We start from the raw sequence: 12,958 nt of genomic DNA, 5'->3' as shown, positions 1-12,958 counted from the left end.
TAAAGCGCCAGGGGAGAGCAGTTACTCTTCGGTATCGTCTTCATCCACTGCTTCATCTTCAGCAGCTTCATCGGCTGGCTCGCCACCAGGAAACTCGGGGCGGTCGTATAAATAGGTGTCGGCGACGTCAACCACCGCAATATCCATCAAAAAGCGTCGCCCAAGCAGCACGGGATAATCCAGATGCGAGCGATCATTGAGGGTAAACTCGACGGTTTCGCGAATCGGCCCTAACGTTAATAGTAAGGAGACCACCGGGCGAGAGTCTTCACCAGAGGCTTGCACAATACGGACACGACGCACGATAGGTGCTTCAATCCAGTCGTCACGCTGTGACTCAACCGCCACATCGTCATCGTTGAGGGCTAGTTTGAAACGCACCCAGTCTTCGCCGTCACGCTCAAAACGGGTGATATCGGCAGCTGAAAGTGATGAGGTGTTGGCACCTGAATCAACTCGCGCCTTAAGATAAGTACCCAGGCTCGGCAGACCCACCCATTCACTGCGACCCAGCAGCGTTTTAGTGGTTAAGGTCTCGTCAATTTCGCACTCTTCGCGAATAATCACGGGCTCATCACCACGCGCTTCCAACTGCTGTACATCTTGACGCAGATAGCGAAGCAGGCTGCCTACTTCGCGCACGTCTGCGGTCAGCACCTGCTGTTGACTCAATTGACGTTCCTGTAGCTCAGCGCTGGAGTCGCATTGCTGGGCTAACTGGCTCTCCAATTCGACAATACGGGAATTAAAAGAGGCTTCGCTTAATGGCGGCGGGTCATTGGATTCTGGCTGGGTAGTTGCGCAGCCAGCGATCGAAAGCGACAAGCCAGCTATTAGCCACAAAACACCTGGGCGCATAACGTGAGATATCCTTGGACAATAGGTGGAGGAATGATAAGGCGATGGGGGGCGAGTGTCCAACGCCACCACGGCTTTTGAACGTCTAATTTCAAACACATAGTTTATTTAATTTAATTTATGCGTGGTGACTATGCTTCATGAGCCTGGCCGGCGGAAGGAGGGCGGGGTTATTAACAGAATCAGAAAAGATGCTGGTTCATGGAATTTGTTCGTACTGCTGGATTTGCGTCAACTCATGAACCGGCGGAGAATATTGTAGGCTAATCCCCCGAGAAAACAGGGTGGCTCCCTTTGAAAATGAGGGGATTACCGGAGAGTGGGTTAACCAGACTCGTTCGCTAACGCAGGTAAAACATTGGGCGCAAGAATCTGTGAGAGAACTTCAGGCTCTGTTTTACCTGGGGCGTACCATAAGTAGAGAGGCACCCCTGAGCGGCCATGTTGTTCCAAAAAAGCGGTGATGGCGGGGGCGCCATTGGTCCAGTCGCCCTTCATTGTAATCACACCCGCCCGCTCAAATGCCTGCTGCGTACTGGGTATATCGATGGCCCGCTGTTCGTTGATCTTACAAGTGACGCACCAATCTGCGGAAAAGTAGACGAAGATGGGGCGCTCTTGTTGCCGAAGCTCGCTCAAGCGGCCCGCGTCGAAGTCGAGTGGGCGTGTTTCGGCTGAACTAACCTGTGCATTGACGGCCTCTTCTTGCTGGGCAAAGGAGCCAGGAACGATGACACTTCCCGCCAAGGCGAGCCCGGCCGCCAGCCCTGCCGGAAGCCAGCTCAATCGCTTGGCGCTTCGTTGGCGCAGGCCGGTAAACCAAAGCCCTATCGCCAGCAACATGATCAGAGCGAGGCTCGCCACCATGCCGTCGTTGCTGAGCTGGCGGCCAAGCACCCAAGCCAAGGCTAGAGCGGTCAGGAACATAGGGATGGCCATGATATGCCGGAAGCTGGCAAGCCAAGGGCCAGGACGAGGAAGGAGGCGGCGCAGCACCGGCACGAAACCGAGCAGTAAAAACGGCAGGGCAATGCCCAGACCCAGGCCCGCGAACACCATCAGCGCGGCAAACGTGGGGAGTACCAAGGCAGCGCCAAGAGCCGTAGCCATAAACGGGCCAGAGCAAGGCGTTGCGACGAAGGCGGCCAGTACGCCTGTCCAGAATGCACCGGCTACACCGTCCTGGCTTGCTAGCTTGCCACCGGCATTGATGGAGCCCAGCTCAAAAAGGCCAGCCAGATTAAAACCGATGGCGGTGGTCAACAGGGTCAGCACCACGATGACTCGCGGGTCTTGCAATTGGAATGCCCAGCCAACCTGAGTACCCACTGCACGCAGGGCGATAATCGTCGCGCCAAGTAGTAAGCAAACAATCACCACTCCGGCGGTATAGGCTAACGCCTCGCGTCGGGCTTCGCGCTCACCACCGGTTAATCGCGCAAGGCTAAGTACCTTGAGACTGAGGATCGGGAAAACGCAGGGCATGATGTTGAGCAGAACGCCGCCCAGTAGGGCACCGAGAAAGGCTGTCAGAAGTAAAGGCGAACTGCTTTGGCCGGTGGCACTTGCGGTGGAAGAGCTTTGAGGTCCGCTGGCGCTCGCCACGGGCGCCCCATCTCGATGACCAACCAGTGATAGCCCGGTACCGCTGCCCAATGACAGCAGCGCCTCGAACTCGTCAGGCGGGCTATCTGCCGGCCAGGATTTTGACAGCTTGGTTTCGACCATCAACGTATCGTCTTCACGGCTGAATATCTGCTCAGCCGCGGCATCCACGATGTCGTCGGTAGCGACAAATAAGTGTGGATTGTTCAGCTCCACGCTAGCGGGAAGGGGGATGCTGACACGCAGCTGATTATCGTCGGTCGTCACGAAGCTGGCTTGTGAGCCTAGTGGCCTGGGTAGTTCCTGGCGCCATTCATCGAAGCTCGCTTGGCGCTCATCCGTAATGCGGCCATCGCCTGCGGTGAGGGTAATGGCAAGCGTTGATTGTTCGGGAACGCAGGCGTCGGCACGGCAAGCAAGATAGTTGAAGGTAACGGTGATCGGCAGAGAGGTTCCCGACGCTACCGAGGCATCTATTTCCACGGGTAGCAATAGCGCGTAAGGATGTTCATAGACATGATTCATCAGGTCGCCGGTCATCAGCGTATGCGGCACTGGAAAGGCAGCATCGCCCACGCTGACACCATCCGGTAATTGCCAATCGAACTGCGGTGCCAGGCCAATACTGCCCGGCTGTTTCCAATACCCATGCCACCCCGACTGCGGCTCCATGAAAACGGCTAACGTACTGGAGGTGCCGACTGCGGGTTGGTTCGTTTCCGCTATCAAGCTGCTCTTGATCAGTACCTCGCCCGAGGTGCCGGGAAACTCCTGGGCTGCGCCGATTTGAGGTATCAACACGCAAGCCAGGCAAAAAAGGACACAATAGCGGTAAAGGAATGGGGGCATTGGCTATCAGCCCGCTTGAAACGGGCTGCTCCATCAAAGGGTGTACAACGGAGGGTTACTGGCTGATGCGCTCGACGGCTTCGGTTAATGCGGTATCTTGCGGCCCAAGCTTTTCGGCTACCTCGCCGTCGGCATCAATTAGCACAACGGTCGGTATCTGTTGAATTCCAAAGCGACGGTGTATCTCGCCGTCGGCATCGAGCAGCACAGGAATCGCCGTTTCGGTGGTATCAAGATAGCTTTTGACGTCGGACTCTTTGGTCCAAAGGCCAGAAATAATGCCCATCCACTGTACGTTTTGGTCTTTGCTCAGTTGATTGACAGTTTCGCGCACACGGCGGCAAGCGGCGGAGGTTTCCGGCTGGCTCTCGGCAAGATAAGACTCACACCACGTGGCAAAGAACACCACACCCAGTGGCTTGTCTGTCGTTGTTCGGGTCAGGTCGATGGTCTCGCCGTCACGCATGGTAACGTTTAGATCAGTAACCTCATCGCCTACCGTTAAGGCGTTGGTGTCGATATCCTCGACGGCGGCTCCTTCGGGCGTTGCTAAGCTTGGATCATTGGGTTCCAGCACTGCCTGTAGCGCCTCTTCCAGTGCTTGATCGTCACGATGGCCAATGTGAGTGATGTGGCCACTGCGATCGATCAGTACGTGCTGCGGGGTGACGCGTAGATTCAGTGCTTCGGCCAATGTGCCGTCATCCACCGTGATAGGCATGGTCAGGCCCATTTCTTCGCGATACTCACGTGCAGACTCTTCGGTATCAGCGTAACCGGTGTTCACGGCGATGACTTGAATGTCGTCACCATGTGCTTCCTGGAAGGCCTGGAACCCCGGCATCTGCTGACGGCAGGGCACACACCACGTTGCCCAGAACTTTATATACACCGGCTTTTCACCATACAGTGCGCTGAGATCAATGGTGTCACCATCCAGCGTAGTAATGCTCAGCTCGGGACCAGGTTGACCAATTAGCGACTCGCCAGCCGCTCTGGCACGCTGTTCACCATCGGCGTCCTGATCATAGGCTTGATCGGCTTCTTGTTGATCGGTGGTCTCGGTCGCGTGCACCGTCCCAACGTAGCCGACCAACATGGCAAGCAGTAGCGCAACCGAAAACCGCGTGTTTGTTATCCGCATTGGTTTGATCCTTTTGGCAAACTGTTAGGGCCTGGCTCAATCGCTCTGGGCTAATTCAAAGAACAAGCATAAAGATTCAGACCGATATAAGTAGTGTGGAGTGTGATTATGAGTGACGCCATGGTCTAAAAAAAGCACCAAGAATGGCCAGTTTTTATGTACCATGGCACTATGAGCAGACTTCGTTTTTCACTCGATCGCCAAGGTGAGGCATCTCTCCCAGAGCAAATACGTGCCAGCATCGCTGATGCCATTCGACAGGGGCATTTGTATGAGGGCGCGCGGCTGCCTTCATGGCGTGATCTTGCGGCGCAATTGGGCGTTTCGCGGGGCACCATTAAAACGGCTTATGATCGGCTAAGCGATGATCAGCTCGTCATTTCAAAGGGGGCCGCTGGCACCTTCGTTAGCTCGGCGCTGCCCGCAGCGCCGAAAGTGGTCGCCGCGGCCTCCCGTCTGCCATTGCCTGACCTTTATCAGGATCTGGATAGCGCACCCAAACTTTTTCAAGTGGGCGTGCCTGCGCAAGACGGGTTTCCCTTCAAGCATTGGTCACGCATCATGCTGCGCTGTTCGCGACAGGCGGTGGCCGAGCCACTGTGCTACCCAGACCCGCGCGGAGAGCGAGTGTTGCGCAAAGAAATTGCTGCCTATCTGGCCGTGTCCCGCGGACTACTCTGCTCTGCCGACCAAATTATCATCACCAACGGTTATGCGGGTGCGCTAGGCCTGGCCTTGCACTTGCTACGGCTGGATTCACGGCGAGTGTGGGTCGAGAATCCGGGTTATCCGCTGACTGGGCACGCCTTATCGCTGGCAGGATATACCTCGGTTCCCGTTCCGGTGGATGAGCATGGGATCTGTGTGGAGCAAGGGATCGCGCTGGCAGCGGATGCCCGTTTGGCGATTGTGACGCCAAGCCAACAAGCACCCCTGGGTGTACAGTTGTCGCTTAATCGACGCCAGGCACTTCTGGCATGGGCTCAAGAAAATGCTGGCTGGATCATCGAAGATGATTATCTAAGCGAGCTGCAACTAAGCGGCCAAGCAACACCGGCACTGGCCTCGCTGGATCGTGACGGCAGGGTGATTCACATCGGCACATTCAGTAAAACCATCAGCCCACGCTTGCGGCTGGGCTTTATGGTAGTACCAGCCAGCTTGTCAGAGCGCGCTGGCGATACGGCGGCCGCATTGTCGCCAGCGTCTGGGCTGCCTGACCAGCTAGCCGTTGCGGAGTTTCTGCGCGATGGTCATTACTTGCGCCATATTCGGCGTATGAAGCGTTTATACATACAGCGCCGGGATGCGCTGCTTGCGCTCATGGACGCGTCGGCTTCGGTGAACAATATCGCCGGCTTGTCACTATTGCTCACCCTGGATGATGATGCTGATGACGTTGCTATTGCCGAGGCTGCCAAGGCCTTCAACTTGGCACCAGCACCGCTGTCGCCCTGGTATGCCACGCAAACCAAGTCGCGAAAAGGATTACTCTTGGGCGTGACCAATCTATCGAGCCCCGCACTCGAAGAGGGTTATCAGCAGTTGGTGGAACTTGTCGCTCGCCATCGTCCATAGTGGCGGGGCTTTACGTTATGGAATTTCGTTAGTCAGTACGTCAGCCTCAATCAGCGCAGCCTGCGCCTGATGCCATGCTTTGTCGATAGCGGGCTCACCAAACGCTAACCCCTGCAAGTACGCGAAGTGGATATTCCGAATGCCGATGGTGTTGAGAATAAGCGTGAGGTAGGGAGTAAGAAAATCCGGCTGCGGGTTATCTCCTTGCAACATGCCGCCAGCACTCACCAGCACAGTGGTCGGGCGATCTTGCAATAATCCCTGCTTGCCCTCAGCCGAGGCGATAAAGGTACGGTTAACACGTACCACATGATCTATCCAGAGTTTCAGCGCAGCCGGTACGCTGAAGTTGTGCATCGGCGTCGCGATTAGCAAGCGGTCACTCTGCTCAAGCTCACTAATCAACTGCTCTGACTCTGTCAGGGCAGCATCAATGCTGTCACCGATGTTGTGGCTGACCAGCGCAGAGGCGTAATGTTGAGTCAGAGGCGATAGCGGGGCGGCTAGCAAATCACGCTCTACCAAACTTACCCTGGAATTTGTGAGTGCTCCCTCTGCCAGAATCTTTTGAGCCAGGCGATAGCCTAACGCATGCTTACCATGTGGGCTGGCGTGAATGAATAAGGTGTTATTCATGAAACTCTCTGCTTAATTTTGAAGTTTTTAGAGGGTAGGCTCAAACAAAGGGGGTTGGAAGCTACGAACCCAAATCGCATGAATCAAAATGAACAACACACCTTATTTAACATAATATATATTATGCGAACCACAGGCTGAGCAGTAAGCTTATAGCCTGTACGGCCTAAAAAAAGCAGCCTGCTGTTCAGCAAGGCTGCTTTTTCATTTCAGACTGGTGCTTTTTGAACCAGCTATCTATTCAGGTGCTGCGTAAGACCCGTCTTCCTGATGAACTTCGTTACCAGTAATCGGCGGCGTGAAGACACATGCAACGGTCATGCCTTTCTCTTTACCGCGTAAAAGATGCTCATCATGCTGATCTAGCATGTAAATATCACCTGCTTTAATCGGCCAGATTTTACCATCGGCGAGGGTTTCAACTTCGCCTTCACCTTCATAGCAAAATACCGCTTCATAGTGGTTCTTGTAATGAATGTGGGTCTCGGTGCCGGGAAAAATGCGGGTAATATGGAATGAGAAACCAGCATTATCGTTGGCTAAAACAAGACGAGTGCTGTCCCAGTTACCGTTTTCAGCGGTTACCAGACGATCTGTTTTACGTGCTTCTTCGAGATTACGAACGATCATAGAAGTACTCCGTAGCATGGCGGCTGGCGGTTACCAGCCGCTATATCCCTGACTAGAACCTGTGAGCTTACGCTTTATCCTAACGCCTAATTACTCGCTAGCAACAGCCTTGACACACAGTTCGAGAATATCCAGACCTTCCTGCAGGTCTTCATCAGTAATAGTTAACGGGCACAAGCACTTAACTACTTCGCCGTCTTGACCACTGGTTTCAATCACTAGACCATGTTCAAAGGCTTTGCTGGTGATTTTATCTGCGATGTCACCTGACTCAACGTCAATACCGCGCATCAGACCGCGGCCACGCTCGGTGGCAGGCATGCCACTTTCGGTGAGCAGTGCTGCAAGCTTCTGGAAACGCTCTTCCACAATGCGCCCTTTACGCTGAACATCACGTTCAAAGGTATCGTTAGCCCAGTATTTTTTCAGCGCCGCAGTGGCCGTCACCATGGCTAGACTGAAACCACGGAAGGTGCCGTTATATTGGCCCGGCTTCCACTTATCCAGCTCAGGACGCATCAATACATGGGCAAACGGCATACCAAAACCGGAGAGCGACTTCGAGTTGGTAATAATGTCGGGTGTAATACCGGCATGCTCAAAGCTAAAGAATTTACCGGTACGGCCACAACCTGCTTGGATGTCATCAATAATCAGCAGAATATCGTGGGCACGGCAAATGCTTTCCAAGCGCTTTAACCAATCCAGACCTGCCACGTTGATACCGCCCTCGCCTTGCACAGTCTCAATGATCACGCCTGCAGGAATATCCAGGCCGCCAGACTTGTCGCCGAGCAGCTTTTCGAAATAGTCCAAGGTGTCGGTGTGTTCGCCCATGTAGCCATCGTAAGGCAGGAAGCTAGCACCTTGGGTCGGGATGCCGCCAGTTGCTTCACGGAACTTGCGATTCCCAGTGGTAGCCAAAGCCCCCATAGTGACGCCGTGGAAGCCATTGGTGAAGGTAACAATGTTGTGACGACCTTTGGCAACACGAGCCAAACGAATAGCGGCTTCAACAGCATTGGTGCCCGTTGGGCCAGGCAGATGCACTTTATAATCAAGCCCGCGTGGCTTAAAGATGACTTCTTCGAGCGTCTCTAAGTAATCGCGCTTGGCATTGGTCCACATATCCAAACCATGAACGACACCGTCAGTCGCCAAGTAGTCAATCATCGCCTGCTTCATGTGCGGATTATTGTGGCCGTAGTTCAAAGTGCCCGCGCCGGCGAGGAAATCAATGTACTCACGGCCGTTCTCATCGGTTAGGCGCGCATTTTGTGCTTTGGTAAACACCACCGGAAATGAACGAGAATAAGTCCGTACATTGGATTCCATGCGTTCAAGCGTCTGGGTCTGCATTGCGACCTCCTTGGTTGATCATTTTGCCTTTAGGCGTTGCTTGCCCGGAGCAACATAAGCGGGAAAACAGTCAATCCAATACGTGTATCTAGCAAAACCACGTATTAGATGTGGTCGGTTTGGAACGGGCCAATACGCACCAGGTTTTCCGGATCATGCTCTCCTCCGAGCTGTTCGGTAGAGAAGTATTCGCGGCTATTGAGCGGCGCATGCCAGCGCGCCGCCAAACGACGAAACAAGCCCCAAGAGGCTAGATTGTCAGGCGTGATGGTGGTTTCAAGATGATGCACATCGTCAAGTTCGGGGCGCGACATAATTGCCTCGACCAAGCGGCGCGCTAGCCCTGTGCCGCGTGCTTTTTCACCCACGGCTACTTGCCATAAAAAGTAGGTGTCGGGGGCATTGTCCTTAACGTAACCAGAGACAAAACCCACGACTTCCCCTTCTTCATTGGTAGCGACTGCGCAGGTATCGCGAAACTGAGTGGCGAGTAGCAGATAAGCATAGGCGGAATTTACATCCAGCGGAGGGCACGCTTTGATAAGCTCATACACTCCCCAGCCATCATCCGCATTGGGTTTACGAATATAAAGTGGGGTTCCGGCATGCCCCACCACAGCATCAGCGACCGTTGGTCGGGCAAGGTCAGCAGAGGGGGTAAAAGGTTGCGTCGGCGTACTCATATTTATGCTTCGCTGTAGCGAATTTGAGGGCTATTATAACAGCTGATTATTAGTAATTCAAAAATCGTATTATTCACCACCCTGCTTTCCATAATTATTTGTTATGAGACGGCGGCATGTAAAATGCCATGCTTCTTCATACAAAGCGATGAATTTAACTGCGCGTGAGCGTACGCATTGTGACGAACTCCTCTGCCCCAGTAGGATGAATACCCACGGTACGGTCAAAATCGTGCTTAGTCAGACCCGCCCGCACGGCGATGGCGATTCCCTGGATAACTTCACCTGCCTCCTCACCGACCATATGGGCGCCCACCACTACATCCGTCGCATCGTCTACCACCAGTTTCATTAAGGTGCGCTCTTGGCTACCCGACAGCGTGTGCTTCATGGCACGAAAGTCGGTGCTATAGACGCGAATATGAGTGAACTTTTCCCGGGCCTCTTCTTCGGAGAGGCCGACGGTACCAATATTGGGGTGGCAAAAAACTGCGGTTGGGATCGTTGTGTAATCTAACGGCTGAGGGGCTGTATCCGTGAAATGGTAGTCGACCAGCTGCATCGCCTCTGCCAGCGCGACGGGCGTTAGTTCAGGCCCAGCGATTAAGTCGCCTAGCGCTAAAACTGACGGGAGCGCTGTTTCAAAACGCTCATTGACGGGGATTTTACCTGTCTCATCTACACTCAACCCGAGCGAATTAAGGCCTAAATCTTCGATATTGGCTCTACGCCCTGTCGCTGCCAGTACCACATCGACTTCAAACACATCGCCGTTGGTAAGATGAACGTTGTAGGCACCTTGACTGGGCTCAATGCGCTCGATGTTAGTGCTGAAGTGTAAATTAACGCCCTTTCTTTTCATTTCAGCACAGGTGAATTCGCGTACCTGTTGATCAAAGCCTTTCAAGAATAGCTCGCCACGGTAGATAAGGTGAGTCTCACTGCCCAGCCCGTTAAAAATGCTGGAGAATTCAACAGCAATATAACCGCCACCTAATACCAGAAACCGCTTGGGGAAGGTATCTAAATCAAAAATCTGATTTGAGTCCAGGGCGTATTCACTACCGGGAAATTCGGGAACCCAAGGCCATCCGCCAGTGGCAAGCACAATTTTATGCGCGGTCACCGTCACTTCCCCCTGCTCACTCGTTAATTTGACCGTGTGTGCGTCTACCAATTTAGCTCGTGCATTGAATAGCGTTACCCCGGCGCCTTCTAACAAGCGCTGATAAATACCGTTTAGGCGCTTTATTTCACTGATTTTATTGTCGCGCAGTGTTGCCCAATCAAAGCTGGCAGGGCTGGGTAGCTGCCAACCAAAACCAGCGGCATCGTCAAAGCTGTCATGAAAATGAGCCGCGTAGGAATAAAGTTTTTTAGGCACGCAGCCAACGTTAACGCAGGTACCACCTAAGTAGCGGTCTTCAGCAATCGCTACATTAGCACCAGACGCCGCTGCCATGCGCGCGGCGCGCACGCCACCAGAGCCTGCGCCGATGACCAATAAGTCATATTCGTATTCAAAAACGTCTGACATCATTTGCTCCTATGGGACTAATATTCATTACGCCTAACGGCTAAGTAAAGTTGTTGAGCTGACCCTTAGGGGGTTAAAACCATCTGTTGCTATTTTATACTGCTCAATGCTTTATACTTACTAGAATTTGATATTCCGCACTTCAATCAGCGACTTAACTCTATTTAACCTTGCTGGAGACTGTATGTCTGACCCTATTGCGACGCTACTGGATAACAACCGCGCCTGGGCTGAGCGCATGTGCGAAGAAGACCCCGATTACTTTAAACGCCTCTCGAACCAGCAAAATCCGGATTATTTATGGATTGGCTGCTCCGACAGCCGAGTGCCTGCGAATCAAATTATCGCTCTCCCGCCAGGAGAGGTTTTCGTCCATCGTAACGTCGCCAACCTGCTTCACCATACCGATATGAATGCCCTCTCGGTGGTTCAATTCGCGGTGGATGTCCTTAACGTCAGCCATATCATGATTGTTGGTCACTATGGTTGCGGGGGCATTAAGGCCGCCATGATGGGAGGCGAATGCGGCGTGGTCGATTATTGGCTGCATTCAGTACGCGAGCAGTACAATCGTCATCGCGACTCGCTGGATCATTTGCCGCTGGAAGAGCAAATTGACCGCATGTGTGAGCTTAACGTCAAGGCTCAGGTCAATAGTTTGTGCCGTACCAAGATTTTGCAGCGCGCTTGGCAGCGAGGCCAGCACATCTCGGTACATGGCTGGGTCTACGGTTTAAGCGATGGCCGCGTCAAAGATCTGAACTGCACCATTACCGGCTTAGAGCAGGTAGAGACACTCTACCGCATTGACCGTATCCACAAAGGCGACTAAGCGCCCTCTTGACGCCTGCCGCTTGGCTAGTCGTAGCGGTAGGCACGATGACAGCTTTTACAGCTTGCACCGACCTCTGAAAGTGCACGTGCAGTGTTACGCGGGTCATCTTGCTCTGCTGCGTTAACCAAGGTAGTCACTTTATCCTCAAGGTCGGTAAAACCCGCGGAGAAGTCATTCCACTCTTCCCAAATAGAAGCCCGCGCCTCGGAACCTCCGCCATGGGTGCCTGCTATAAAAGCGGAAAGCAGGTTACTTGCCGTGGCGCGCTCTTGAAGCTCAGCGAGTCGTGGAGCAGCAGCCTCGGTGTCTTGATTGTTGACTAAGTCAAAACGCAGTTGCCGCACCAGGCTTTCAATATCTTTGAGCTCTTCACGGCGCCATACCACTGCTTCGCGTTCGCTTATGAAGCGCGTATCACTGAGGGCTTCAGGCATTGCCAGAGTACTATCCGCCTCCTCTTCAGCCCAAGTAAGCGGCGTACATAGCACCACCAAGGCGGTGCCTATAGCGATGCGTAGGAAAGCCCTGTTTGAGTAATAACGCTGCTGCATAGTGTCTTCCTATCGAGAAGTAGCCGAGTAGCAATATGCTTTTAGCCGATTGGGCAGGTAACGCCGGTGCCTTTTAGCCCACAGTAACCACCAGGGTTTTTATCAAGGTACTGCTGATGGTATGCCTCAGCATAATAAAACGTTTCTAACGGTTTAATTTCGGTAGTGATACGCCCTTTCCCCGCTTTGTCGAGCGCCTGCTGAAACCCTGCTGCGCTCTGCTCGGTGGCCGCTTGCTGGGCCTCCGTGGTGGTAAAAATCGCTGAGCGATACTGCGAGCCGATATCGTTACCCTGACGGTTTCCTTGAGTTGGGTCGTGTTGCTCCCAAAATATCTGCAACAAGGTGTCAATATCCACTTGCTGCGGGTCGTAAACCACACGCACCGCTTCGGTGTGACCCGTACGCCCAGTGCAGGTCTCGTCATAGGTTGGATTAGGCGTTTCGCCACCGGCATAACCTGCCGCGGTGACATAAACTCCCGGTAACTGCCAAAACAAACGCTCAACGCCCCAGAAGCAGCCCATCGCCAAGACAATTTCTTCATGACCACTGGGGAACGGTGGATGCAGCGAATGACCGTTTATAGTGTGGACATCGCTTGTCTGAATAGGCTTGTCTCGCCCAGGCAGTACACGACCTGCACTTGAAACAGAACTTGAAACTGTATTCGAAAACAGTGACATATCGTCC

12 protein-coding genes are annotated in these 12,958 nt (G+C 53.5%); 2 read left to right on the top strand and 10 right to left on the bottom strand.

Annotated features, from left to right (window positions below; translation table 11 throughout):
- Positions 1–21: 21 nt before the first annotated feature.
- From ACQE2I_RS09095 to ACQE2I_RS09085, 3 genes are all read right to left on the bottom strand, one after another.
- Positions 22–858, bottom strand: a complete 837-nt coding sequence (locus tag ACQE2I_RS09095) for an ATP-dependent zinc protease family protein (RefSeq protein ID WP_427031340.1) — start codon at positions 856–858, stop codon at positions 22–24.
- 324 nt (positions 859–1,182) lie between these two features.
- A complete protein-coding gene (locus ACQE2I_RS09090; RefSeq protein WP_427031339.1) occupies positions 1,183–3,261 on the bottom strand; it encodes a protein-disulfide reductase DsbD family protein in 2,079 nt (692 codons plus the stop codon).
- A 106-nt stretch (positions 3,262–3,367) separates the two neighbouring features.
- Positions 3,368–4,456, bottom strand: a complete 1,089-nt coding sequence (locus ACQE2I_RS09085; RefSeq protein ID WP_427031337.1) for a TlpA family protein disulfide reductase — start codon at positions 4,454–4,456, stop codon at positions 3,368–3,370.
- A 171-nt stretch (positions 4,457–4,627) separates the two neighbouring features.
- Between ACQE2I_RS09085 and ACQE2I_RS09080 the strand changes: the two genes are divergently transcribed.
- Positions 4,628–6,034 carry a PLP-dependent aminotransferase family protein gene (locus ACQE2I_RS09080; protein ID WP_427031335.1) on the top strand — a complete coding sequence of 469 codons (1,407 nt, stop codon included), beginning with the start codon at positions 4,628–4,630 and terminating at the stop codon, positions 6,032–6,034.
- A gap of 15 nt (positions 6,035–6,049) precedes the next feature.
- Here ACQE2I_RS09080 and ACQE2I_RS09075 read toward each other — a convergent pair whose 3' ends face one another.
- From ACQE2I_RS09075 to gorA, 5 genes are all read right to left on the bottom strand, one after another.
- Entirely contained in the window at positions 6,050–6,670 is a 621-nt protein-coding gene (locus tag ACQE2I_RS09075; RefSeq protein WP_427031333.1) for an FMN-dependent NADH-azoreductase, read from the bottom strand.
- 237 nt (positions 6,671–6,907) lie between these two features.
- Positions 6,908–7,300, bottom strand: coding sequence for an ectoine synthase (locus tag ACQE2I_RS09070; protein WP_427031330.1), 393 nt, complete (start codon positions 7,298–7,300; stop codon positions 6,908–6,910).
- A 90-nt stretch (positions 7,301–7,390) separates the two neighbouring features.
- Positions 7,391–8,659 carry a diaminobutyrate--2-oxoglutarate transaminase gene (gene ectB, locus ACQE2I_RS09065; RefSeq protein ID WP_427031329.1) on the bottom strand — a complete coding sequence of 423 codons (1,269 nt, stop codon included), beginning with the start codon at positions 8,657–8,659 and terminating at the stop codon, positions 7,391–7,393.
- Between the two features lie 104 nt (positions 8,660–8,763).
- Positions 8,764–9,342 carry a diaminobutyrate acetyltransferase gene (gene ectA / locus ACQE2I_RS09060; RefSeq protein ID WP_427031328.1) on the bottom strand — a complete coding sequence of 193 codons (579 nt, stop codon included), beginning with the start codon at positions 9,340–9,342 and terminating at the stop codon, positions 8,764–8,766.
- 154 nt (positions 9,343–9,496) lie between these two features.
- The gene (gorA, locus tag ACQE2I_RS09055) at positions 9,497–10,879 is read right to left on the bottom strand and encodes a glutathione-disulfide reductase (RefSeq protein WP_427031327.1); all 1,383 of its coding nucleotides are present in this window, start codon (positions 10,877–10,879) and stop codon (positions 9,497–9,499) included.
- 184 nt (positions 10,880–11,063) lie between these two features.
- On the opposite strand from gorA, the gene can reads away from it, so the two are divergent.
- Positions 11,064–11,711, top strand: coding sequence for a carbonate dehydratase (can, locus tag ACQE2I_RS09050; protein WP_427031326.1), 648 nt, complete (start codon positions 11,064–11,066; stop codon positions 11,709–11,711).
- Between the two features lie 26 nt (positions 11,712–11,737).
- Here can and ACQE2I_RS09045 read toward each other — a convergent pair whose 3' ends face one another.
- Both ACQE2I_RS09045 and msrA read right to left on the bottom strand, forming a co-directional pair.
- Positions 11,738–12,265 (bottom strand): c-type cytochrome, encoded by a 528-nt coding sequence (locus ACQE2I_RS09045; protein ID WP_427031325.1) that lies wholly within the window; start codon positions 12,263–12,265, stop codon positions 11,738–11,740.
- 41 nt (positions 12,266–12,306) lie between these two features.
- A complete protein-coding gene (msrA, locus tag ACQE2I_RS09040; RefSeq protein WP_427031324.1) occupies positions 12,307–12,951 on the bottom strand; it encodes a peptide-methionine (S)-S-oxide reductase MsrA in 645 nt (214 codons plus the stop codon).
- Positions 12,952–12,958: the final 7 nt, after the last annotated feature.

Source organism: Halomonas sp. H2 (assembly GCF_050215315.1).
Taxonomy (GTDB): domain Bacteria; phylum Pseudomonadota; class Gammaproteobacteria; order Pseudomonadales; family Halomonadaceae; genus Vreelandella.
This window is presented reverse-complemented; position numbering and strand designations above follow the sequence as displayed.